Genomic DNA, 22,821 nt, shown 5'->3' with positions numbered 1-22,821 from the left:
GAGTACTCAATCTGTAGTCCCTAACTTGACCGGATGGCCAGTGAGTAGCGACTTCGGCTTCTGGAAGCGCTGTATTGGGGACCCGGAGGAAGTCTTTGACAACCTCGCTGAGGGTGACACCAGCAACCTTACCCTGAGCCCCGACGTGTTGCGGTTCCGGGAAGAGTTGCTGGCTAGATGGCCGGATGTGGACGATGTTCTTGAGCCGTCTCAGTTCGATCTGGAAGAGGAGCCGGATGATGCAGGCAAATACGTCCTTCTGACCCTCTCGGTTCGGCAGCTGGATTATCTCCCCGAGATTCTTGATATGGCGAAGAAGAACGGTCTCGTTGGATTTAGTGGAGTGGCGGGCGAGCCGATTTAGCCTTCCATTTCACGACGCATCAAAATGTAAAGACTCGGCCCCGCCATCGCGCACCTGCGCTACACGGGTGCCCCGTGGTCCTCCCGCGGCGGCTACTTGCACACCGACACCTTCGTGCCAGACGGCTCCGGCTTTCCCGACACGGGGTCGGACGGGCCGTGGGCGATCGGCGTCCCGGCCATGGGCGGCCGAGGCGTGTCTCATGGGACCAGGTCGAGCAGTTGATGAGTGCGGCTGTCCAGTGCAGGGCCGGACGCGGGGTGCCGGCATGTCGTACGTCAGTGACCGGCGGCGTACGAGACGAAGGCGGCCCACTCTTGTGCCCCGAAGGCGAGCTGGGGGCCCTGCTTGTGCTTCGAGTCGCGTACATGGATGGTGCCGGGGGCGGTCGCGACCTCGATGCAGGCAGGGCCGTCGTCGGTGCTGTAGCTGCTCTTGAACCATTCCAGCTCGGAGCCGTGACCGGCCGAGGGCTTCACGCTCATGTCTCTCCAAGGACTTTCTCGATGAAGGTCAGCGATTCTCGCGGCGGAAGGGCTTGGGCCCGGATGACTCCATAGCGCAGCTCCAGGATCTGGACCTCCTTGGGCTCCGAGATCAGTCGGCTGGTCCGCTGGACCTCGTTGTGTCCCAACGTGGCGCCCTCCCTGAGCCGCAGCAGGTGGAAAGGCCCGCCGAGACCGGCATTGTCCTCGCGATCCATGGGCAGCACCTGGATCTCCACGTTCCGCTTTTGCCCGATGTCCAACAGCCGTTCGAGCTGTCGGCGTAGCACCATTCTGCCCCCGACCCGCCTCCGCAGGGCAGCCTCATCATGCACGAAGCTGAAGGCCGGGATCATCTGCTTTCCGTCGATGATCGTCTGCCGTGCCAGTCGCGCGGCGACACGCTGCTCCACCTCCTCCTCGGAGAAGGCGGGCCGCCGTGAGCCGAACACGGCCCTCAGATACTCCTCCGTCTGTAGGAGTCCGTTGACGACGGAGTTGTCATAGGCGCAGATCTCAACGGCCTCCCCCTCCAACTTCGCCAAGTCCCGCACCTTCTTGGGATACCGGGCCTCCTCCACGTCCTTCCTCAGCCCGGCGATCATCCCGCACGCGTCCAGCACCCGGTCGGCCGCCTCAAGGAACTGCGCCTTCGGCGCCCGTCGCCCCCGCTCCACCGAGGACACTTGCTCCTCGCTGTACCCGATGGCCGTCCCCAACTCGGCCTGGGTGAGGGCCTTCCGTTCCCGGCACATCTTGAGGACCTTGCCGACCGTCCGCAGTACGGCCGCCGACTCCTCGTCCTCGCCGCCGTATGACTCCATCCGCCCACCTCCACGTGCCGCCGGTGCCCAACTCCTCACCGGTCCGCCGCGTCACGCGTCGCCCTCCGGACAGGCCCGGACGGCGACCGTACAGTGACGCTGCGTACTGTCGTCGTTGCTGTTCACAGTAGGGACAGCCGACCACGCTGAGTGACATGAACGCCGATATCGCCCCCGTGATGGGTGAACGCCCCGCCCCCACGGACCACTTCACCATCCGTCTCTCGGCCACCCCCAAGGGCGCGCGCCTCGCCCGCCACCTCGCGGCCGAGCGGCTGCACGCCTGGGGCTGGCCGTACGACTGCGAGGCCAATCGCACGGCGACGCTGCTGGTGGCCGAACTCGCCACGAACGCGGTGCTGTACGGGCGGGTGCCGGGCCGGGACTTCCGGCTGCGCCTCACCCTCTACCCGGAGGACCCCACACTCCGTATCGAAGTGACCGACGCCCGCGCCGACCGTCGTCCGCCCGCCCCCGGCAACCTCCCGCCGGCCCCTCCCGAAGGGGAGTCCGGCCGGGGGCTCCTGCTCGTCGAGGCGTTGTCCACCCACTGGGGTACGACCTGCCAGGACCCGTACACCAAGACGGTCTGGTGCGAGATCGCCCTGGGCTGACAGGCAGGGGCTGCGTCACCTCAGGCCGTCGGCGGTGACCCCACGCGGTGAGCTGTGCCGTCGGCGTCCACGTACGCGAACTCGCGGAGGTTGTAGGGCGTGTCCGTCGGTTCGACGAAGCGACCCTCGACACCGGAGGTCTTCCACTCTGCGTAGACGGCGTCAGCATCACTCACGTAGAGGTAGATGACGGCTCCGGTGCGGTGAGGGTCGTGCTCGGGCCACTCCGTGAGGTGGACCGAGACAGAGCCCCGCTCGACGAAGCCGTAGCGATCCTGGCCCTCGTAGGCGTGCGCCCTGAAGCCCAGACGACGGTATCGATCCAGAGCGGCATCAAGGTTCCTGACGGGGACAACGGGCGCGACCCTGCTGAAGACGACTTCTGGCATCCGGTCAGTCTCGCAGCCAGGCGGCGCCGAGAGGAGTCGTTCGGCTACTGCCGGTACCCGCCCAGGAACCGCCCGATCCGCCCGATCGCCGCCTCCAGGTCGTCCGCGTACGGGAGGGTGAGGACGCGGAAGTGGTCGGGGGTCGGCCAGTTGAAGCCGGTGCCCTGGACCACCTGGATCTTCTCCCTCAGGAGCAGGTCGAGGACGAACTTCTCGTCGTCGTGGATGGGATGGACCTTGGGGTCGATGCGGGCGAAGGCGTAGAGCGCGCCCTTGGGCTTCACGCAGGACACGCCCGGGATCTCGTTGAGCTTCTCCCAGGCCACGTTGCGCTGCTCGTACAACCTCCCGCCCGGCAAGGTCAGTTCGCGGATGGACTGGCGGCCCCCGAGCGCGGCCTGGATGGCGTACTGGGCGGGTGCGTTGGCGCACAGGCGCATGGAGGCCAGCATGGTCAGGCCCTCCAGGTAGTTCTTGGCGTGCTGCTTGGGGCCGGTCACCACCAGCCAGCCGGAGCGGAAGCCCGCCACCCGGTAGGTCTTCGACAGGCCGCAGAAGGTGAGGACGACCAGGTCGGGGGCGAGCGCCGCGGCCGAGTGGTGCACGGCGTCGTCGTACAGGATCTGGTCGTAGATCTCGTCGGCGAACACCATCAGGCCGTGCCGGCGGGCGAGGTCGAGGATGCCCTCGATGATCTCCTTCGGATAGACCGCGCCGGTGGGGTTGTTGGGGTTGATGATGACGACGGCCTTGGTGCGGTCGGTGATCTTCGCCGCCATGTCGTCCAGGTCCGGGTACCAGTCGGCCTGTTCGTCGCAGAGGTAGTGCACCGCCTTGCCGCCGGCCAGGGTGGTGACGGCGGTCCACAGCGGGAAGTCAGGGGCGGGGATGAGGATTTCGTCGCCGTCCTCCACCAGGGCCTGTACCGCCATCGAGACGAGTTCGGAGACGCCGTTGCCCAGGAACACGTCGTCGACGCCCACCTCCAGGCCCAGCGCCTGGTAGCGCTGGGCGACTGCCCGGCGGGCGGAGAGGATGCCGCGCGAGTCGGTGTAGCCGTGCGCCTGCGGGAGCATCCGGATCATGTCCTGGAGGATCTCCTCCGGCGCCTCGAAACCGAAGGCCGCGGGGTTGCCGGTGTTCAGGCGCAGCACGCTGTGGCCCGCCGCCTCCAGCGCGTCGGCGTGCTCGATCACCGGGCCGCGGATCTCGTAACAGACCTCGCTGAGCTTGTTCGACTGCCGGAACTCCATGCGCTCTCGCCCCTCCGGTTCGATGTGTTGCTTGGTTTTACCAAGTTCGAGCTTGGAAAGTCCAATGACATGTCTAGACTGCGGGGCATGTCACCTCGCCGAAGCTACGACCAGTACTGCTCCGCCGCCCGCGCCCTCGACCTCGTGGGGGACCGCTGGACCCTGCTGATCGTCCGGGAGTTGCTGGCCGGTCCCCGTCGCTACACGGACCTGCACGCGGACCTGCCGGGCGTGAGCACGGACGTACTCGCCTCGCGGCTGAAGGACATGGAGCGGGACGGGCTCGCGACCCGGCGCCGGCTGCCTCCGCCCGGGGCCGCCTTCGTGTACGAACTCACGGGAAAAGGGCGCGAGTTGCTGCCCGTGTTGCAGGCGCTCGGGGAGTGGGGCGGGTCCGAGCTGGGGGAGCGGCGGCCAACCGACGCCGTGCGCGCCCACTGGTTCGCGCTGCCGTTGCTGCGGGAGCTGGAGGGGGAGACAGGGCTCGTCGAAGTCCGGCTGGAGGAAGGTGACTTCCATCTGTGCCTCGGGGCCGAGGATGGGCCCGTGTACGGCGACGGAACGGCCCCGGCCGAGCCCGACGCCCGGCTCGTGATGGACGCCGGGACGAGCACGGCCCTCGCGCGCGGCGAGTTGGGGCTGCGGGAGGCGGTGCGGGAGGGGCGGGTCGAGGTGTCCGGGGACGGGGCCGTGGCCAAGGCGCTGCGGGAGGCGTGAGCGGGGGCAGGAGCAGGAGCGGGAAAAGGCGAAGGCCCGCCGGGTGGCACATTCCGGCGGGCCTTCTGTCACGTCAGGCGTTCGGCGGCACCCCTCGCGGGCGTCCCGAGCCGCGGGTCAGCGCGTACCCGCCGATACCGGCGAGCGCGGCCAGTACACCGCCCACCGCGGTCCACACCCAGCGGTCGGTCCACCAGCCGGAGGACCAGCCGTCGTCGGGCTCGATGGCGGACAGCACGGCGGACTTGCCCGTACCGTCCTCGCCGCTGGCGGACTTGACGGCGATCCCGGGGACCAGCGGCTTCGCCAGCGAGCCGTCCACCGCGGCCGCACCGCCGATGTCCTTGGAGTCGACCCGGACCTCGGTGCTGACGGGCTTGCCGAGGTCGGCCGAGGTCAGGTCGAGGACCGTGAGCCGGATGTAGTACGTGCCGGGCAGCGGGTCGTTGGCCCACGGCTCCGACCAGGCGCGGACCGTGCGCAGGACGCAGGCCAGCTCCACGGAGGCGGTGCCCTGGGCGGCGGTGCGGGTCTGGGCGCCGTACTGGCAGGACTGGCGGCGGCGCAGACCGTCGTACACGTCGATCTGCCAGGTCTGCGCGGCGTGCGTGCCGGGCAGCTTCACCGTCGCCTTGACGGTGGGGCGCTGACCGGAGTCCGCCGGGAACGACCAGTACATGTAGTCGCCGGTGGAACCGCTGGCCGTGGCCTGCTCACCCTGGTCGAACTCGGTCGCCGTGCGGAACGAGGTGCCCGCCTGGGTGGGCGCCTTGCTGTCGTCCGAGGCGCTCGGGGACGGCGAGGAGTCGGCGACGGCCGGACCCGCGGCCACCGCGAGGGAACCGAACGCCAGCAGCGCGGCACTCAACACTCGTGTGATACGCATCAGTTGGTCCTCCAGACCGCGAACCGCCAGCGCGACACCCAGCCCCACAGCAGACCCGCGACGAAGCCGGTCAGCACCAGCGCGCCGAGCAGCCACCAGCCGCGGCCGAGACCGAAGGAGGCCACGTCGCCCGCCTTGTCCGGACCGTTCACGACGTCGACGGTCAGCTCCAGCGGCAGACCGGGCGTGGTCTTCACCCCGGAAGCCGCCGAGAAGGAGTTGGTGACCTGGAGGCACACGGTCTCGGCGGGGGCGTCTGCGTCGTCGCTGTCGTCGCTCTCCGGCCTCGGATAGCGCAGACCCGTCGAGATGACGTCCGTACGGCCGTCGCCCGCGGCCTCGCCGCGCACGATCTCCCGGTTGTGCACCGTCACGGCCCGCAGCAGCACCCCGTAGTCCGGGCCCACGGCCCGGTCGGCCGCCACGCTCACCGAAGCACGCACTTCCTGACCGGGCTTGACGTCCACCTTGTACCAGCGCTGCTGCCCGAACTCCTCGCGGTCCGTGTAGAGGCCGGACTTCAGCGCGGGCGCGTTCGAGCACTGCGTCGCGCCCTGCGTGGCCACCGGCGTCACCACCGGATCAGCGGCCCGGTCGACCAACTGGCCGACCCGGTCGCTGAGTTCCTCCTTGTGACGTACGTCGGTGTAGGTGCCGCCCGTCGCGTCCGCGATGCAGCTGAGCTGGTCGCGGGTCTTGGCGTCCGGGACCAGGCCGAGGGTGTCGATGGTCAGCCCGATGCCCTTGGCGGCTATCTCGCGTGCCACCTCGCACGGGTCCAGCGGCTGGCAGGTGTCCTCGCCGTCGCTGATCAGGACGATCCGGCGGGTGCCGTCACCGCCGTTGAGATCGTCGGCCGCCTTCAGCAGCGCGGGACCGATGGGGGTCCAGCCGGTCGGTGTCAGCGTGGCGACCGCGGTCTTCGCCTCGGTGCGGTCCAGCGTGCTGACCGGGTAGAGCTGCGCGGTGTCCTTGCAGCCCGTTTTCCGGTCACTGCCACGGTAGTTGGCGCCGAGGGTGCGGATGCCGAGCTGGACCTCCTCGGGCGTCGCGTCGAGCACCTCGTTGAACGCCTGCTTCGCCGCGGCCATCCGCGACCCGCCGTCTATGTCCCGCGCCCGCATGGAACCGCTGACGTCCAGCACCAGTTCCACCTTGGGAGCGGCCTTGCCGTCCGTCTCGTCGGCGACCGCCCCGGCGGGGAACGCGAACCCTGCCGTCAGCGCGGCGAGCAGGGCACAGACCCCCGCCGCCAGCCGTTGTCTTCTGATCATCGGCGGATCCTATTGATCCCGGGTGCCGTGTTCCAAAACGAGCGGGTTGGGCAGGGTGGTCCACTGGTCGCCCGGCGTCGTCGGCGACAGCCGCATCAGCGTCAACGCCTTGGTGGGCAGAGGGCCTTCGCGCAGGGCCGTCAGCTCGGGGCCGGGCGGCAGATCCCGTACGGCCGCTTCCAGAGCCGTGCCGAGGGCCGGGCCGGAACCGGCCGTCGCGGCCAGGGCGCCGGCCACCAGGGAGCCGAACAGCTTGCGGCGCAGGGTCGTTTCGTCGTCGGTGATCAGACGGCCGGTCAGTCCCGGGGGATTGATGCCGTGCCGGGTCAGCCGGGCGGGGCTGATGCGGATGTCGGCGAGATCGCGGTAGACCAGGCGGCGAGGGGTGCCGTCGGGGGACAGGACGACGAGGAGGTTCTGGCCGTGGGCCTCCAGGGCGACGCCCAGCTCCAGCAGGCGCAGGCCCACCCGGAGGGCGAGAGAGGTGAAGCCGGCCAGCCAGGCGGGGGAGTGGGGCAGAGAGGTGCCGGCGAGGGCGGCCACCGGCACGACCTGCTCGTCACCGCAGGCGTACAGCCCCGGTGACTCCCGCAACACGGCCGCGAGATCAGGGGAGTCGGCGGACACCGCGCCGAGGGTGCGGGTGACGTGCAGCAGGCCGTCCGTGCGGGCCGCCAGATCCTCCGCGAACGCCGACAGCGTCGCCGAGGCGCCCACAGAGTATGCCGAGATGTCCCGTACCGACGACGTCAGCCGGGCGCTCAGCGCGGTCTTGACGTGCGGTCCGCCGGGCAGCGCGAGGGTGCGCAGCGACATCAGGGGATGGGCGGGCGACCAGGCGTCGTACGGACGTTTGAGCACATGTGCCGCCTGCCACGGGTGCACCGGGACCAGCAGGCGCTCCCCGTCCCGCAGTTCGTCCGGCCACGCCCCGGCGACCAGGCACTCCCGCGCCGGGACCGGGACCGTCCCCAGCTCCACCACGGGCCGGTGCTCCGGACCGTAGGCGAACTGTTCGGCCACCGAGAAACCGGGCCGGGAACGGCAGTTGGGGTGGAAGGGGTGCCCGTCGACCACCCGCTGCTCCCACTCCCAGTCCAGCCGCGGCCACTCTTCCGGCTGATCCGGCCGGCCGGCCCGCGAGAGTGCCAGCGAGGCGGCACTGTGCCCGAGCTCGGCGGCGAAGACCGCGGCGTGCGGCACCGCGAGGTCCGCCACCAGCCGGGCCGGGTCGTCGTAGAGCGCACCGTCGAGGTGGACGGCGGTGACGTAGGCGTCGGTCGCGTACGGATCCGCGTGCGGGCCGCGCAGCCCCCGGCCGTCCGCCAGCCACAGCACCAGGCCCCCCGCCTCGGTCACCCGGCGGGAGATCCACGGCAGCGGCTCATGGGCGAGCGCCCGCCACAGACGGGTCAGCACGGCCGCCCGCGCACCCGGCAGCGCGGCCGTGTACCGGGGCACCAGGTCGGGCCGGACGGCGGCCAGCTCCTCGGCGACCTCGGCCTCGGCGGTGGGGGGACGGTACACGGTCGGCTCCTCGGGTACGGAGTTCAGTGACGGGCACGATTGCCAGGTACGACAGCCATACTGATCGCGATCGGACCCGGGACGAAGAACGACAATGGATCGCGTGGACCACATGCCCCCGAGCGACCGCGACGCGGAACACGCCGACGCGTACGCGGTCGCCCCCCTGCTCAACTGTCTGCTGCGGGAGGTGGCCGAGCCGCTCTCCGCGACCGGGGAACGGCGGACGTACCGGCTGCCCGGCACCGGCCGCCTGCTGCGGGTACGCGGCCGGCGGCGGCCCGTCGAGCCCGAGGTGCGCACGGCCGGCGTCTGGCAGCGCGTCGGCCACACCGAGCTGGTGAAACTGGTCGCCGAGGAACTGCGCCGGCACACGGGGATCTCCAACGACGACCTGCCCATCGAGATGACCGACAGCCGGGACGCGGTCGCCGCGCTGCTCGCCGCGCGCGCCCGGGCGACGCCGCCCGACGACCCGTATCTGCGCTCCGAACAGTCCCTCGTCACCGGACATCCTCACCACCCCGCGCCCAAGGCACGCGGCGGGGGTCCCGTGGCCGGCTGGCTGCCGTACGCCCCCGAGGCGCACGCCCGCTTCCCGCTGGTGCTGCTCGGCGTGCGCGAGGACGAGGTGGCCGAGGAGGGCGACACCTCCGCCCTCGACGCCCTCGGCTCCGCCCCGCCCGGCTACCGGCTGCTGCCCGCCCACCCCTGGCAGCTCGACCTCGCCGGACCCGCCCTCGCCCCCGCCTTCGCCGACGGCCGCCTGGTGCGCCTGGGCACGACCCCGTTCGAGACCTGGCCGACGGCTGCGGTGCGCACCGTGTACGAGCCCCGCCGCGACCTGCACCTGAAGTTCAGCCTGGACGTGCGCATCACCAACGACATCCGCCGCCTGTGGCGCCACGACCTGGCGAAACTGCGCCGCAACGACACGGCCGCGTCCGGGGCCCTCACCGCGGGCGACGGCCCGGCGGCCTGGCTCGGCGACCGCGGCTACCGCACCACCGCCTTCGCCTTCGAGGAACTGGCCGTCCTGGTCCGCGACGGTCTGCGCGGCCACCTGCTGCCCGGCGCCACCCCCCTGCTCGCCGCCGGACTCGTGGAGGGCTTCGACGGCAACCCCCTGGCCCGCGCCGCCGACCCGGCGGCCTGGTGGGAGGCGTACCTGCGCCAGGTCGTCCCCCCGGCGCTGACCGCCTTCGCCGATCACGGCGTGGTGCTGGAGGCGCACCTCCAGAACACCCTGGTCGCCGTAGACGCGTCCGGTATGCCCGTCCAGGCGCTGTTCCGGGACGCCGAGGGCGTCAAACTGCTGCCGGACGTCTCCCGCGCGGCCGGCTGGGAACGGCTGGTGTACTGCCTCGTCGTCAACCACCTCACCGAGATCGCCGCCGCCCTGGCCGAGCACCACCCGGGCCTCGACCCCTGGCCCGCCGCCCGCCGCGTCCTCGCGGCCCACGACCTCCCGGAGATCCCCGCCCTGCTCGCCTCGCCCACCCTGCCCGGCAAGACGAACCTGCTGCTGCGCTGGACCGGCGCGGACGGCGCCGACGCCCGCTACCTGCCGCTGCCGAACCCGCTGGCCCGTACATGATCTGAACTACGCTGGCCGGTGTGCTGCGCGACGTGACTGCTGTTCGATACGTGACCCCACTGCGGTCCGGCGGCTCCGTGCCCGGAGTCGTCGAGGCCGACGACCTCGGCACGTACGTCGTGAAGTTCACCGGCTCCGCGCAGGGCCGCAAGGCGCTGGTCGCCGAGGTGATCGTGGGCGAACTGGCGCGTGCGCTGGGCCTGCGCTTCCCCGAACTGGTCCTGGTGCACTTCGACCCGGAGATCGCCGCCCACGAGCCCCACCAGGAGGTACGGGAGCTGCACGGCGCCAGCGCCGGCGTCAATCTCGGCATGGACTACCTGTCGGGCGCCGAGGACTTCACCCCGGAGATCGCCAAGACCTTCCGGGTGGACCCGCTCGATGCCGGCAGGATCGTCTGGCTCGACGCCCTGACCGTGAACGTCGACCGCACGGTCCACAGCTCGAACCTGATGATCTGGCCCACGTTCGGGACGGTCCCGCCACGCCTGTGGCTCATCGACCACGGCGCCGCCCTGATCTTCCACCACCGCTGGGACGCCTCCGACCCCGCGAAGGCGTACGACTTCCGTCACCACGCGCTCGGCCACTACGGCCCCGACGTACGGGCCGCCGACGCGGAGCTCGCCCCCAGGGTCACCCGGGAGCTGCTGCGGGCCATCGTGGCCGAGGTGCCGGACGCCTGGCTGGCCGGCGAGGAGGGCTTCGCCACGCCGGACGACATCCGCGCGGCGTACGTGGACTACCTCCACGCGCGCGTGCGGGCCTCCGCGGCCTGGCTGCCCACCGACTTCCCCAGCCGGGCGGAACTCGCCGTCGAGGAGGCCCGGCGCGCGGCGCGGACCCAGCAGGGCCGGCCGAACTGGCTCAAGCGGGTCCCCGACCTGCACGGCAAGCCGCCCGCGGAACAGGACTGGTCGGTGCACCTGGGATGAACACCCGTGTCGGGCGTGTCGACGAGGTGGCCCGGGACCGCCGGGAGCAGGGCCACTCGGACACGCCCGCGTGAGGGTCAGCCCTTGAGCTGCTCGTACGCGGGCAGCGTCAGGAAGTCCGCGTAGTCCTCGTCGAGGGCGACCTTCAGCAGCAGGTCGTGGGCCTGCTGCCAGTGCCCGGCCGCGAAGGCCTCCTCGCCGATCTCCCCCCGGATGCCGTCCAGTTCCCCGGCGGCCACGTCCCGCGCCAGCTCCGGAGTGGCCTTCACCATGGACCCGTGGTGCTCGAACTCGACGCCCGCGTTGATCCACTGCCAGATCTGCGAGCGGGAGATCTCGGCGGTGGCCGCGTCCTCCATCAGGTTGAAGATGGCGACCGCGCCGAGGCCGCGCAGCCACGCCTCGATGTAACGGATGCCCACCTGGACGGCGTTGACGAGCCCGTCGTAGGTGGGCCGGGCGTCCAGGGAGTCGATCGCGATCAGGTCGGCCGCCGTCACGTGGACGTCCTCGCGCAGGCGGTCCTTCTGGTTCGGCCGGTCGCCGAGCACCCGGTCGAAGGACTCCATGGCGATCGGGACCAGGTCGGGGTGGGCCACCCAGGAGCCGTCGAAACCGTCGTCCGCCTCGCGGTCCTTGTCGGCGCGGACCTTCTCGAAGGCGGTCTTGTTGACCTCCGCGTCCCGGCGCGAGGGGATGAACGCCGCCATGCCGCCGATCGCGTGCGCGCCGCGCCGGTGGCAGGTGCGGACGAGGAGTTCGGTGTACGCCCGCATGAACGGGGCGGTCATCGTGACCGAGTTGCGGTCCGGCAGGACGAACTTCGCGCCGCCGTCACGGAAGTTCTTGACGATGGAGAACAGGTAGTCCCAGCGGCCGGCGTTCAGCCCGGAGGCGTGCTCGCGGAGTTCGTAGAGGATCTCCTCCATCTCGTACGCGGCCGTGATCGTCTCGATCAGGACGGTGGCGCGGACGGTGCCCTGCGGGAGGCCGACGTGGTCCTGGGCGAAGACGAACACGTCGTTCCACAGGCGGGCCTCGAGATGCGACTCCGTCTTCGGCAGGTAGAAGTACGGGCCCTTGCCCAGGTCGAGGAGGCGCTGGGCGTTGTGGAAGAAGTACAGGCCGAAGTCGACGAGGGCGCCGGGAACCTGGCGGCCGTCGGCGTCCACCAGGTGACGCTCGTTCAGATGCCAGCCGCGGGGGCGCATGACGACCGTCGCCAGCTCCTCGTCCGGGCGCAGGGCGTACGACTTGCCCGACGCCGGGTCGGTGAAGTCGATGTCCCGGGTGTAGGCGCCGATCAGGTTGAGCTGGCCGAGGACCACGTTCTCCCAGGTGGGCGCGGAGGCGTCCTCGAAGTCGGCGAGCCAGATGCGGGCGCCCGAGTTGAGCGCGTTGATGGTCATCTTGCGGTCGGTGGGGCCGGTGATCTCCACCCGGCGGTCGTTCAGGGCGGCCGGGGCCGGGGCCACCCGCCAGGAGTCGTCCTCGCGGATCGCGGCCGTCTCGGGGAGGAAGTCGAGCGTGGAGGTGCGGGCGATCTCGGCGCGGCGGGCGGCGCGGCGGGCGAGGAGTTCGTCACGGCGCGGGGTGAACCGCCGGTGCAGCTCGGCCACGAAGGCGAGCGCCGCGTCGGTCAGGACCTCCTCCTGCCGGGGCAGGGGCTCGGCGTCGACGATGGCCAGCGGGGACGGCGCTGGTGCGGACATGAGCTGTCACTTCCTTCAGCGGTGGCACCGGGTGTCAATGGATAGTAGTTTCCTCATCGTGGAACTTCAATGGTTTGTTGATGTTGAGGCCGCCCCTCTCATTCGAGGTGCGCGAGGTCGGCCTCGGTGTCGATGTCGTACGGTCGCGCCACGTCCCCGCACTCGACGAGCGTGATCGCCCCCGGGTTCTCCCTCAGATACGCGCGTGCCCCCTGGTCGCCCGTCGCAGTCGCCGCGATACCCGCCCAGTGCGCGGCGCCGAGCAGGACGGGATGGCCGCGCACCCCGTCGTACGACGCCGAGACCAGGGACCGCTCGTCCAGGTAGGCGGCGAGCACCCGCGCCATGGCCTGTGGCCCGATGCCCGGCTGGTCGACGAGCGAGACCAGCGCGGCCGGGGCGCCGGTGCCGGCCAGCGAGTCCAGCCCCGCCCGCAGCGAGGTGCCCATGCCCGCTTCCCACGCCGGGTTGTCGACGAGCACGCATCCGGCCAGCCGCGCCCGCTCCCGTACGACGTCCGCGCCGGCCCCGAGGACCACGTGCACACGCTCGCAGCCGGCCGCGCGCAGCACCCCGGCCGCGTGCTCCACCAGGGGCCGGCCGCGGTGTTCGAGCAGTGCCTTGGGCCGTCCGCCGAGCCGTCTTCCGCCCCCCGCGGCGAGGAGCAGCCCGGCGATCCGCTGCTGGTTGTCCGTCATGCGTCCTGCATACCCGACGCCGGGAGGAGCGGCCGGTTTCCGTGGACTGAATTTCCGTCCGCACGCTGGCGCACCCCGCACCGGGTGGCGTTTACTGGCCCGCGTCCCCGGCACCCGGCCAGTGCCATGGGGGGCGTGCGCCGGGGGGAGACGGGGAGCGTGGGCGCACGACGGAGCGTGAGGGGGAGGGGCTGTGTTGCGGAGCTTGGGGCAGAGACCAGTGACCGGCAGCGACGAGGATCCGAGGGTGGCGGAACTGCGGACCGCGGTGTCCCGCCTGCGCCGGGAACTGGCCACGCATCCGGCGGAGTTCCCCGACCGGGGGATCGCCGAGGAGGAACTCGCCGCGCTGGCCGCGATGACGTCCGGCGGAATCCCCGAGATACCGCGGCTGCGCCGCTCCCTTTTACTGATCGCGAGCGCGATCGGCTCCGTCAGCGCCCTCTCGCGGGGCCTGTCGGACGTCCGTGACGCCGTGGACCTGTTCGGCGGGCCGCCGCGCGGCTGACGCCCGGTTCCGGTACCGGGCGCCGGCTCAGGACGACAGTGCCTGGGACAGTTCCGCCGCCACCTGCTGAAGGACCGGCACGATCCGCTCCGTGGCCGTCTCGGTGACCCGGCCGGCCGGGCCGGAGATCGAGATGGCGGCGGCGGTGGGGGAGTCGGGGACGGACACCGCGAGGCAGCGGACCCCTATCTCCTGCTCGTTGTCGTCGACCGCGTACCCCTGGCGGCGCACGTCCGCCAGGGCCGCCAGAAAGCCCTCCGGCGTGGTGATCGTCTTCTCGGTCGCGGCCGGCATGCCGGTGCGGGCCAGCAGGGCGCGCACCTCGTCGTCCGGGGTGGTGGCGAGCAGGGCCTTGCCCACGCCGGTGGAGTGCGGCAGGACGCGCCGGCCGACCTCGGTGAACATGCGCATGGAGTGCTTGGACGGCACCTGCGCCACGTACACGACCTCGTCCCCGTCGAGCAGTGCCATGTTCGCCGTCTCGCCGGTCTCCTCGACCAGGCGGGCCAGGTGGGGGCGGGCCCAGGTGCCGAGCAGCCGGGAGGCCGACTCGCCCAGGCGGATCAGGCGCGGGCCGAGGGCGTAGCGCCGGTTGGGCTGCTGACGTACGTATCCGCAGGCCACCAGGGTACGCATCAGGCGGTGGATGGTGGGCAGCGGCAGTCCGCTGCTCACCGAGAGCTCGCTGAGGCCGACCTCGCCGCCCGCGTCCGCCATCCGCTCGAGCAGATCGAAGGTGCGCTCGAGGGACTGGACCCCACCGCCGCCCGCGGACCTGGCGGAATCGGTGGTGCTGGCGCGGGACGTCGGCACGGCACTTCCTTTCGAACGGTATTCTGTTCTTCGGAAGCATAATTCCGCTCTGCGGAATAGTCTAGTCAGGGCGGGCCGGAGGTGCCGGGAAGCAGTGTGCCTCTTGACTGCGGCGAAGTGGGAGAGAAGACTCCTTCAACAGAAAGTTGAAGTCCGTTACGTGGATGTAAATCCCGTTTCCCGGAAGTGAACGGCGAGAGAGAGGGGTCCGGGGTGTCCGAGGCTGAACTGGTGTTGCGGTCGACGCGGGTCATCACCCCGGAAGGGACCCGTGCGGCCTCGGTCGCGGTGTCCGCCGGGACCATCACGGCCGTCCTGCCGTACGACGAGCCCGTACCCGAGGGCGCCCGCCTGGAGGACCTGGGCGACCATGTGCTGCTGCCCGGCCTGGTCGACACCCACGTCCACGTCAACGATCCGGGCCGCACCGAGTGGGAGGGCTTCTGGACCGCCACGCGCGCGGCGGCGGCCGGCGGCATCACCACCCTCGTCGACATGCCGCTCAACTCCCTCCCGCCGACCACGACGGTCGACCACCTGCGCACCAAACGGGAGGTCGCCGCCGGCAACGCCCACATCGACGTCGGCTTCTGGGGCGGCGCCCTGCCCGACAACGTCAAGGACCTGCGCCCGCTGCACGAGGCCGGCGTCTTCGGCTTCAAGGCCTTCCTGTCCCCGTCCGGCGTGGACGAGTTCCCGCACCTCGACCGGGAGCGACTGGCCCGGTCCCTGGCCGAGATCGCCGGCTTCGGCGGCCTGCTGATCGTGCACGCCGAGGACCCGCACCACCTGGACGCGGCACCCCGGCAGGGCGGCCCCCGCTACGCCGACTTCCTCGCCTCCCGGCCGCGCCACGCCGAGGACACGGCCATCGCGAGCCTGATCGACCAGGCCAGGCTCCTGCACGCGCGCGTGCACGTGCTGCACCTGTCCTCCAGCGACGCGCTGCCGCTGATCGCCGCCGCGAAGGCGGACGGCGTCCGCGTCACGGTCGAGACCTGCCCCCACTACCTCACCCTGACCGCCGAGGAAGTCCCGGACGGCGCGAGCGAGTTCAAGTGCTGCCCGCCGATCCGCGAGGCCGCCAACCAGGACCTGCTGTGGCAGGCGCTGGCCGACGGCACCATCGACTGCGTGGTGACCGACCACTCGCCCTCCACCGCCGACCTCAAGACCGACGACTTCGCCACCGCCTGGGGCGGCATCTCCGGGCTCCAGCTGAGCCTGGCCGCCGTGTGGACCGAGGCCCGCAGGCGCGGGCACGGCCTCGAGGACGTGGTCCGCTGGATGTCGGCGCGCACGGCGGAACTGGTCGGCCTCGACCGCAAGGGCGCCATCGCGCCCGGCCGCGACGCCGACTTCGCGGTCCTCGCGCCGGACGAGACGTTCACCGTGGACCCGGCGGCGCTCCAGCACCGCAACCGTGTCACGGCGTACGCGGGCCGCACCCTCACCGGAGTCGTCAAGTCCACCTGGCTGCGCGGCGAGCGCATCGTGGCGGACGGCGAGTTCACCGAGCCGAAGGGCCGCCTGCTCACCCGGACCCCCTGACACCCGCCTCCGCACCCCGCAGCGGCCGAGACCCGAAAGGAACCCCTGATCGACGTGACGGCGATTCCGAGCTTCACCGGCGACGCGAGCCCCTACGGAGGCGGTGACCCGTACGCGGACTACCGCACCGCCGACTTCCCCTTCACCCACCACGCCGACCTCGCCGACCGGCGGCTCGGTGCCGGTGTCATCGCCGCCAACGACGAGTTCTTCGCCGAGCGCGAGAACCTGCTGCTCCCCGGACGGGCCGAGTTCGACCCGGAGCGCTTCGGGCACAAGGGCAAGATCATGGACGGCTGGGAGACCCGCCGCCGGCGCGGCGCCCGTGCCGACCACCCCTGGCCCACCGCCGAGGACCACGACTGGGCGCTGGTCCGCCTCGGCGCGCCGGGCGTGATCCGGGGCATCGTCGTCGACACCGCCCACTTCCGCGGCAACCACCCGCAGTCGGTGTCGATCGAGGGCACCTCGGTGCCGGGCTCCCCGTCCCCCGAGGAACTCCTGTCCGGCGACATGAAGTGGACGACGCTGGTCCCGCGCACACCGGTCGGCGGCCACGCGGCGAATGGTTTCTGCGTGTCGCTGGAGCAGCGCATCACCCACCTGCGGGTCAACCAGCACCCCGACGGCGGCATCGCGCGCCTGCGCGTGTACGGCGAGGTCGTCCCGGACCCGCGGTGGCTGGAGGTCCTCGGCACCTTCGACGTGGCCGCGCTGGAGAACGGCGGCCGGGTCGAGGACGCCTCCGACCTCTTCTACTCCCCGGCCGCCAACACCGTCCGGCCGGGCCGCTCCGCCAAGATGGACGACGGCTGGGAGACCCGCCGCCGCCGCGACCGCGGCCACGACTGGATCCGCTACCGGCTGGCCGCCCAGGCCCAGGTCCGGGCCCTGGAGATCGACACGGCCTACCTCAAGGGCAACAGCGCCGGCTGGGCATCGGTGTCCCTGAAGGACGGCGAGGGCGGAGAGGCCGGAGAGGGCGGCGAGTGGCGGGAAGTCCTGCCCCGCACCCGCCTCCAGCCCGACACCAACCACCGCTTCGTCCTCCCGGCCCCCGCCGTCGGCACGCACGCGCGCGTGGACATATTCCCGGACGGTGGAATCTCCCGTCTGCGGCTGTTCGGCTCACTGACGGAGGCGGGCGCGGCGGACCTGGCGGCACGCCACCGGGAGCTGGGCGGCTGACGTCGGCCCAGCCAATGCCGGCGGGTCCGGGGGTGCCCCCCTCAGGGGGCACACCTCACGCCGCGAACCCCCCGTCCACGGAGAACTCCGCGCCCGACACATAGGTGGCCCCCGCCAGACAGGCGACCATCGCCGCCACCTCGTCGGCCGTCCCGTAACGCCCCAGCGCCGTCATCCCCGCCTGGTCCGCCGCGGACGGCCCGTCCGCCGGGTTCATGTCGGTGTCGATCGGCCCCGGATGGATGATGTTGGCCGTGATCCCGCGATCACCGAGCTCCCGCGCCAGCGCCTTGGTCAGCCCGATCAGGGCCGACTTGCTCATCGCGTACAGCGTCCCGCCGGGCCCCGGCACCAGCTGCGTCATGCACGACCCGATCGTGATGATCCGGCCCCCGGCGGTCATCCGCGCGGCGGCCGCCCGGGAGGTCAGGAACACCCCGCGCACATTGACGGCCAGTACCCGGTCGACATCGGCGAGCGACAAGCCGTCCAGCGGGGCGAGCACGCCCACGCCCGCGTTGTTCACCAGCACGTCCGGGCCGCCCAGCTCCCGCGCCGTACGTTCCACCGCCTCCGCCGCCTCGTCCGCGTCCGCCGAGTCGGCGCGCAGGGCCAGCGCCCGGCGTCCCAGCGCCTCGACGGCCCGTGCGACGTCCTCGGCCGCCTCCTTGCCGTTCACGTACGTCAGGGCGACGTCCGCGCCCTCCCGCGCGAGCCGCAGCGCCGTCGCCGCCCCGATACCGCGGCTGCCGCCGGTCACCAGGGCGACCTTGCCTTCGAGAGGTGCTCCGAGAGGGCTTTCGAGAGATCCATTCGTTGTGGTCATGAGTCCATCCCAGCAACCCCGGCGGGTGGCTGCTGGCGGTGAACGGACACCGATGTCGGGCCGGCCGGAACTCTTCACTCCACCTCCGGCGTTCTCCCGCCGTGACTCTTCAGCAAGAAATCGTCGGCAGCGCCATGCAGATGGCGGTCGTCAACCTCAGCCCCGGCCAGACCGTGTACTGCGAGGCGGGGAAGTTCCTGTTCAAAACGACCAATGTGACCATGGAGACCCGCCTGAGCGGGCCGTCGAACAACGGCGGCCGGTCCCAGAACGGCGGTGCTGGTGGCGGTGGTGGCAACGGCGGCATGGGCGGCATGCTGCGCCAGGCCATGGGCACCGCCATGCAGGTCGGCCAGCGCATGCTGGCCGGCGAGTCGCTGGCGTTCCAGTACTTCAGCGCCCAGGGCGGCCAGGGCACCGTGGGCTTCGCGGGCGTCCTGCCCGGCGAGATGCGCGCCCTGGAACTGGACGGCACGCGCGCGTGGTTCGCGGAGAAGGACGCCTTCGTCGCCGCCGAGTCCACCGTCGACTTCGGCATCGCCTTCCAGGGCGGCCGCACCGGCATGAGCGGCGGCGAGGGCTTCATCCTGGAGAAGTTCACCGGGTACGGCACGGTGATCATCGCCGGCGCGGGCAACTTCATCGACCTCGACCCGGCCGACTTCGGCGGCCGCATCGAGGTCGACACCGGCTGCGTCGTCGCCTTCGAGGAGGGCATCCAGTACGGCGTCCAGCGTGTCGGCGGCCTCAACCGCCAGGGGGTCATGAACGCCGTCTTCGGCGGCGAGGGCCTGTCGCTGGCCACCCTGGAGGGCAACGGCCGGGTCATCCTCCAGTCCCTCACCATCGAGAGCCTCGCCAACGCCCTGAAGAAGGCCCAGGGAGGCGACAAGCAGGGCCCGACCGGCGGCCTCTTCTCGACCCACACCGGCTGAACCGATGAGTTGCGGGGGTGTGCGGGGTCTGAGGTGATGACAGCAGACCCCGCACCCGAGAGAAGGCACCCGCCATGGGCAAGCTCGTCTCGACCGTCTTCGTCACGCTCGACGGCGTCTACCAGGCGCCGGGCGGCCCCCAGGAGGACCCCAGCGGCGGCTTCGACCAGGGCGGCTGGAGTTTCCCCTACGGCGACGATGACTTCGGCCGGTTCATCAACGAGGTCTTCGGCCGCGCCGGCGCGTTCCTGCTGGGCCGCCGTACGTACGAGATCTTCGCCTCCTACTGGCCGAGGATCACCGACCCCGCCGACCCGGTCGCGGCGCCGCTCAACGCGCTCCCGAAGTACGTCGCCTCCTCGACCCTGACCTCTCCCGGCTGGGCCGGCACCACCGTGATCGACGGCGACCCAGCGAAGGAGATCACCGCCCTCAAGGAGCGCACGGAGGGCGAGTTCCAGGTCCACGGCAGCGGCGCCCTGGTCCGGTCCCTGCTGCGCCTCGACCTCGTCGACACGATCCACCTGCTGACCTTCCCGGTCGTCCTGGGCGCGGGCCGCCGCCTCTTCGTGGAGGGCGCCGTCCCCACCGCGTTCCGGCACACCGGCGGGCGGGTCACCGCGGCGGGTGTCTCCATCCAGTCGTACGACTTCGCCGGACGCCCCGAGTACGGCTCCTACGAACTCCCCGAGAGCTCCTGACTCCCGGGGATCTCGGCGCCCCGTCGGTTAACTTCCTGAAAACTCATGGGACTTGACGGGAAAATCTTCAACTTTGTCATTGACATGCCACTGTCTACGCGCGTCATCATGAGGCCCATGAGATTCCCCCCACGCATCACGCGCATCGGCGCCTCGGCCGCCCTGCTGTCCGCCCTCTTCGTCGGCGGCACCGTCTCCGCCGGCACGGCGGACGCGGCCGCCGACTCCGTCGGCAGCATCTGCTACAGCGACCTGCCCTCGCAGGCGTACACCACCCTGAGGCTCATCGACCAGGGCGGTCCGTTCCCGTACTCGCAGGACGGGGTCGTCTTCCAGAACCGGGAAGGCGTCCTGCCCAGCCAGCCGAGCGGCTACTACCACGAGTACACGGTGAAGACCCCTGGCTCCTCCACGCGCGGTGCACGGCGCATCGTCACCGGCGAGGAGAACCAGGAGGACTACTACACCGCGGACCACTACGCCACGTTCGACCTGGTCGACTTCGGCTGCTGAGCCGGGACGACGGGTCCGAGGGAACGGCGCGAACCGCCGGGGCCCCGGCCGGCGCTCAGCCGGAGCCCCGGCTCTCCGCGGCGGCGAACAACGCGAACGCGAGCACCACGAGCGTGATGCTCGCGTAGACCTCGTAGCCGTCGAGGAAGCCGAGCCGCTGCACGAGGCCCACGTGCCACCGGGTGAACTCGTGCACCAGGCCCAGCACGCCCTGCACCAGGGCGATGAATCCGATCAGCTCCAGCACCTGTTTCATGACACGACCCTCGCCCCGCGGCTTCCCCCCACGCATCGGCCGCGGGGCGAGTCGTGCCCGCCCAAGGGCCGCGCCGCTGTCACGGCGGGCCGTCGAAAGTCCACGGCGGCCCGACTTTCGTCGCCGATCCCGCGCGCGGGGCGCTCGCGCGTCCCGTGGCCGCATAGATTGGCCGACCGTGAAGTCCTCGATCGCGCAGGGTGAGATGGCGGCCGGGGTGCCGCAGGTGTTCGCGGGCCGCCGGTGGCTGTTCCCGTCCGCCCTGATCCACGAGCTGGACCCGGACGCCGCCACCGCCGGGCGGCGGCCCCGGCGCACCGCGCGCGACTGGCTCGTCGACTTCTGCTGCTTCCTGCTCGCCGTCGCCGTGGGCCTGGCCGCGGCGGACACCCTGCGGCACGACCCCCACACGCCGCACGCGCTCGCCGTCGTCGACCAACTGCTCGGCGCGCTCGCCTGCGCGGCGCTCTGGCTGCGCCGCCGGTGGCCGGTCGGGCTGGCCGTCGCCATGGTTCCCGCCGGCTTCCTGTCGGACACCGCGGGCGGCGCCGCCATGGTCGCCCTGTTCACCCTCACCGTGCACCGGCCCTTCCGGTACGTGTCCTGGATAGGCGGCATCGACCTCGCGCTCGTCCCGGTCACCCTGTGGCTGCGCCCCGACCCCGACATGCCCTTCGCGGGCATCGTCGCGTTCGCCCTGCTGCTCACCCTCTCGGTCATCGGCTGGGGCATGTTCGTCCGCTCCAAACGGCAGCTGATGCTCAGCCTGCGCGACCGCGCCCGCCGCGCGGAGACCGAGGCGCGGCTGCGGGCCGAACAGGCCCAGCGGCTCGCTCGGGAGGCCATCGCCCGCGAGATGCACGACGTGCTGGCCCACCGGCTCACGCTGCTCAGCGTGCACGCGGGCGCCCTGGAGTTCCGGCCGGGCGCGCCCGCCGAGGAGGTCACACGGGCCGCCGGTGTCATCCGGGAGAGCGCGCACGAGGCGCTTCAGGACCTGCGGGAGATCATCGGCGTGCTGCGGGCGGGCGAGCGGGACGACGCGGGGCGGCCCCAGCCGACGCTCGGCGCGCTGGACGCCCTCGTCGCCGAGTCACGCGCGGCGGGCATGCGGGTCACCCTCGACGCCCGCGTCACGGACTCCGCCGCCGTCCCCGCCTCCGTCGGCCGCACCGCCTACCGCATAGCCCAGGAGGGCCTGACCAACGCCCGCAAGCACGCTCCCGGCACCGAGGTCACGGTGACCGTCGCGGGCGCCCCGGGCGACGGCCTGGCGGTCACGGTGCGCAATCCGGCTCCCGGGGCCGAGGTGCCGCCCGTCCCCGGCTCGGGTCAGGGCCTGATCGGTCTGACCGAGCGGGCCACCCTGGCCGGGGGACGGCTGGAGCACGGGGCGACGAGGGGCGGCGGCTTCGAGGTGCGGGCCTGGTTGCCGTGGGCCGCGGCGTGATTACGTAACGCCATGGCTGCGATCAGACTGCTGCTCGTCGACGACGACCCCCTGGTGCGGGCGGGCCTGGCCCTGATGCTGGGGGGTGCCGAGGACATCGAGATCGTGGGGGAGGCCGCCGACGGCGCCGAGGTCGGGGCGCTGGTCGAGCGCACCCGTCCGGACGTTGTCCTGATGGACATCCGCATGCCCTCGGTGGACGGGCTGACCGCCACGGAGCGGCTGCGCGGCCACGAGGACGCCCCGCAGGTCGTCGTCCTCACCACCTTCCACGCCGACGAACAGGTGCTGCGGGCGCTGCGCGCGGGCGCGGCCGGGTTCGTCCTCAAGGACACCCCGCCCGCCGAGATCGTCGCAGCGGTCCGCCGGGTCGCGGCCGGCGACCCGGTGCTGTCGCCCTCCGTCACCCGCCGGCTGATTGCGCACGCGGCCGGCTCGACCGCCGACACCCGGCGCTCACGCGCGCGTGCGCGGCTCGCCGCCCTCAACGACCGCGAGCGCGAGGTCGCCGTCGCGGTCGGCCGCGGGCTCGCCAACGCCCAGATCGCCGCCGGGCTCTTCATGAGCATCGCCACCGTCAAGACCCACGTCTCCCGCATCCTGGCCAAGCTCGACCTGAACAACCGCGTGCAGATCGCCTTGCTGGCCTATGACGCGGGCCTCCTGGACGACGGGGACGACGGGGGATGACGGGGGACGACGGGGGACGACGGGGATCAGGAGAGCCAGTCGGTGTAGCGGGTGGGGGCGAGGCGGGCGTCCTTGTCGGTGAGGACGTCGCCCTTGACGGCGGCGAACATGCCGG

The 22,821-nt window shown here is 71.7% G+C and carries 25 protein-coding genes and 1 pseudogene; 13 read left to right on the top strand and 13 right to left on the bottom strand.

What is annotated here, in order from left to right; translation table 11 throughout:
* Positions 1-40: 40 nt before the first annotated feature.
* A complete protein-coding gene (locus tag ABZ915_RS46980) occupies positions 41-364 on the top strand; it encodes a hypothetical protein (protein WP_361817094.1) in 324 nt (107 codons plus the stop codon).
* A gap of 278 nt (positions 365-642) precedes the next feature.
* On the opposite strand, the gene ABZ915_RS46975 is transcribed toward ABZ915_RS46980, so the two are convergent.
* Both ABZ915_RS46975 and ABZ915_RS46970 read right to left on the bottom strand, forming a co-directional pair.
* A complete protein-coding gene (locus ABZ915_RS46975) occupies positions 643-849 on the bottom strand; it encodes a DUF397 domain-containing protein (protein ID WP_361817091.1) in 207 nt (68 codons plus the stop codon).
* Positions 846-1,673 carry a helix-turn-helix transcriptional regulator gene (locus ABZ915_RS46970; RefSeq protein WP_361817088.1) on the bottom strand — a complete coding sequence of 276 codons (828 nt, stop codon included), beginning with the start codon at positions 1,671-1,673 and terminating at the stop codon, positions 846-848. The genes ABZ915_RS46975 and ABZ915_RS46970 overlap by 4 nt, the downstream gene beginning before the upstream one ends.
* A gap of 155 nt (positions 1,674-1,828) precedes the next feature.
* Here ABZ915_RS46970 and ABZ915_RS46965 point away from each other — a divergent pair, with 155 nt between their 5' ends.
* Positions 1,829-2,287, top strand: coding sequence for an ATP-binding protein (locus tag ABZ915_RS46965; RefSeq protein WP_361817085.1), 459 nt, complete (start codon positions 1,829-1,831; stop codon positions 2,285-2,287).
* A gap of 20 nt (positions 2,288-2,307) precedes the next feature.
* On the opposite strand, the gene ABZ915_RS46960 is transcribed toward ABZ915_RS46965, so the two are convergent.
* Entirely contained in the window at positions 2,308-2,676 is a 369-nt protein-coding gene (locus ABZ915_RS46960) for a VOC family protein (protein WP_361817082.1), read from the bottom strand.
* A gap of 44 nt (positions 2,677-2,720) precedes the next feature.
* Complete coding sequence (locus ABZ915_RS46955) at positions 2,721-3,929, bottom strand: pyridoxal phosphate-dependent aminotransferase (protein WP_361817079.1); 1,209 nt, start codon at positions 3,927-3,929, stop codon at positions 2,721-2,723.
* 87 nt (positions 3,930-4,016) lie between these two features.
* Here ABZ915_RS46955 and ABZ915_RS46950 point away from each other — a divergent pair, with 87 nt between their 5' ends.
* Positions 4,017-4,646 (top strand): winged helix-turn-helix transcriptional regulator, encoded by a 630-nt coding sequence (locus tag ABZ915_RS46950; RefSeq protein ID WP_361817076.1) that lies wholly within the window; start codon positions 4,017-4,019, stop codon positions 4,644-4,646.
* A 73-nt stretch (positions 4,647-4,719) separates the two neighbouring features.
* On the opposite strand, the gene ABZ915_RS46945 is transcribed toward ABZ915_RS46950, so the two are convergent.
* The 3 genes from ABZ915_RS46945 to ABZ915_RS46935 are packed head-to-tail and all read right to left on the bottom strand — an operon-like array spanning position 4,720 to position 8,333.
* The gene (locus ABZ915_RS46945; protein ID WP_361817073.1) at positions 4,720-5,532 is read right to left on the bottom strand and encodes a hypothetical protein; all 813 of its coding nucleotides are present in this window, start codon (positions 5,530-5,532) and stop codon (positions 4,720-4,722) included.
* Positions 5,532-6,806: a VWA domain-containing protein gene (locus ABZ915_RS46940; protein WP_361817070.1), complete on the bottom strand. Its 1,275-nt coding sequence runs from the start codon at positions 6,804-6,806 to the stop codon at positions 5,532-5,534. Before ABZ915_RS46940 ends, ABZ915_RS46945 begins: the two co-directional genes overlap by 1 nt.
* Positions 6,807-6,815: 9 nt before the next feature.
* Positions 6,816-8,333: an IucA/IucC family siderophore biosynthesis protein gene (locus ABZ915_RS46935; RefSeq protein WP_361817067.1), complete on the bottom strand. Its 1,518-nt coding sequence runs from the start codon at positions 8,331-8,333 to the stop codon at positions 6,816-6,818.
* 94 nt (positions 8,334-8,427) lie between these two features.
* On the opposite strand from ABZ915_RS46935, the gene ABZ915_RS46930 reads away from it, so the two are divergent.
* Together ABZ915_RS46930 and ABZ915_RS46925 are read left to right on the top strand one after the other, a co-directional pair.
* Complete coding sequence (locus ABZ915_RS46930; protein WP_361817064.1) at positions 8,428-9,930, top strand: IucA/IucC family protein; 1,503 nt, start codon at positions 8,428-8,430, stop codon at positions 9,928-9,930.
* Positions 9,931-9,950: 20 nt separating this feature from the next.
* Positions 9,951-10,865: a HipA family kinase gene (locus ABZ915_RS46925; protein ID WP_361817062.1), complete on the top strand. Its 915-nt coding sequence runs from the start codon at positions 9,951-9,953 to the stop codon at positions 10,863-10,865.
* Positions 10,866-10,942: 77 nt separating this feature from the next.
* Here the strand turns inward: ABZ915_RS46925 and aceB are convergent, their stop codons facing one another.
* Entirely contained in the window at positions 10,943-12,577 is a 1,635-nt protein-coding gene (aceB, locus tag ABZ915_RS46920) for a malate synthase A (protein ID WP_361817059.1), read from the bottom strand.
* 98 nt (positions 12,578-12,675) lie between these two features.
* Positions 12,676-13,275 carry a nucleotidyltransferase family protein gene (locus ABZ915_RS46915; RefSeq protein ID WP_361817056.1) on the bottom strand — a complete coding sequence of 200 codons (600 nt, stop codon included), beginning with the start codon at positions 13,273-13,275 and terminating at the stop codon, positions 12,676-12,678.
* A gap of 193 nt (positions 13,276-13,468) precedes the next feature.
* Between ABZ915_RS46915 and ABZ915_RS46910 the strand changes: the two genes are divergently transcribed.
* The gene (locus tag ABZ915_RS46910; protein WP_361817053.1) at positions 13,469-13,783 is read left to right on the top strand and encodes a DUF5955 family protein; all 315 of its coding nucleotides are present in this window, start codon (positions 13,469-13,471) and stop codon (positions 13,781-13,783) included.
* 27 nt (positions 13,784-13,810) lie between these two features.
* Here ABZ915_RS46910 and ABZ915_RS46905 read toward each other — a convergent pair whose 3' ends face one another.
* A complete protein-coding gene (locus ABZ915_RS46905; RefSeq protein WP_361817050.1) occupies positions 13,811-14,596 on the bottom strand; it encodes an IclR family transcriptional regulator in 786 nt (261 codons plus the stop codon).
* Between the two features lie 213 nt (positions 14,597-14,809).
* Here ABZ915_RS46905 and allB point away from each other — a divergent pair, with 213 nt between their 5' ends.
* Positions 14,810-16,147: an allantoinase AllB gene (gene allB / locus ABZ915_RS46900; protein ID WP_361817047.1), complete on the top strand. Its 1,338-nt coding sequence runs from the start codon at positions 14,810-14,812 to the stop codon at positions 16,145-16,147.
* Positions 16,148-16,201: 54 nt separating this feature from the next.
* Positions 16,202-17,335, top strand: a complete 1,134-nt coding sequence (alc, locus tag ABZ915_RS46895) for an allantoicase (RefSeq protein WP_361817044.1) — start codon at positions 16,202-16,204, stop codon at positions 17,333-17,335.
* A 55-nt stretch (positions 17,336-17,390) separates the two neighbouring features.
* Here alc and ABZ915_RS46890 read toward each other — a convergent pair whose 3' ends face one another.
* The gene (locus ABZ915_RS46890; protein WP_361817041.1) at positions 17,391-18,161 is read right to left on the bottom strand and encodes an SDR family oxidoreductase; all 771 of its coding nucleotides are present in this window, start codon (positions 18,159-18,161) and stop codon (positions 17,391-17,393) included.
* A 101-nt stretch (positions 18,162-18,262) separates the two neighbouring features.
* On the opposite strand from ABZ915_RS46890, the gene ABZ915_RS46885 reads away from it, so the two are divergent.
* The 3 genes from ABZ915_RS46885 (at position 18,263) to ABZ915_RS46875 (ending at position 20,310) form a co-directional block, all read left to right on the top strand.
* A complete protein-coding gene (locus ABZ915_RS46885; RefSeq protein ID WP_361817038.1) occupies positions 18,263-19,096 on the top strand; it encodes an AIM24 family protein in 834 nt (277 codons plus the stop codon).
* 74 nt (positions 19,097-19,170) lie between these two features.
* Positions 19,171-19,797, top strand: a complete 627-nt coding sequence (locus ABZ915_RS46880; protein ID WP_361817035.1) for a dihydrofolate reductase family protein — start codon at positions 19,171-19,173, stop codon at positions 19,795-19,797.
* A 117-nt stretch (positions 19,798-19,914) separates the two neighbouring features.
* Positions 19,915-20,310, top strand: a complete 396-nt coding sequence (locus tag ABZ915_RS46875) for a ribonuclease (RefSeq protein ID WP_361817033.1) — start codon at positions 19,915-19,917, stop codon at positions 20,308-20,310.
* A 55-nt stretch (positions 20,311-20,365) separates the two neighbouring features.
* On the opposite strand, the gene ABZ915_RS46870 is transcribed toward ABZ915_RS46875, so the two are convergent.
* The gene (locus ABZ915_RS46870; RefSeq protein ID WP_361817030.1) at positions 20,366-20,566 is read right to left on the bottom strand and encodes a hypothetical protein; all 201 of its coding nucleotides are present in this window, start codon (positions 20,564-20,566) and stop codon (positions 20,366-20,368) included.
* A gap of 205 nt (positions 20,567-20,771) precedes the next feature.
* On the opposite strand from ABZ915_RS46870, the gene ABZ915_RS46865 reads away from it, so the two are divergent.
* Together ABZ915_RS46865 and ABZ915_RS46860 are read left to right on the top strand one after the other, a co-directional pair.
* A complete protein-coding gene (locus tag ABZ915_RS46865) occupies positions 20,772-22,016 on the top strand; it encodes a histidine kinase (protein ID WP_361817130.1) in 1,245 nt (414 codons plus the stop codon).
* Between the two features lie 12 nt (positions 22,017-22,028).
* Positions 22,029-22,706, top strand: coding sequence for a response regulator transcription factor (locus tag ABZ915_RS46860; protein WP_361817027.1), 678 nt, complete (start codon positions 22,029-22,031; stop codon positions 22,704-22,706).
* Between the two features lie 26 nt (positions 22,707-22,732).
* Here ABZ915_RS46860 and ABZ915_RS46855 read toward each other — a convergent pair.
* Positions 22,733-22,821, bottom strand: a pseudogene (locus ABZ915_RS46855) (LysR family transcriptional regulator); the annotation flags it as partial.

The sequence above is a fragment of the Streptomyces sp. NPDC046915 genome, assembly GCF_040644935.1.
GTDB lineage: Bacteria > Actinomycetota > Actinomycetes > Streptomycetales > Streptomycetaceae > Streptomyces.
Note: the sequence above shows the minus strand (reverse complement) of the source record. Positions and strands in the feature narration are given on the sequence as shown.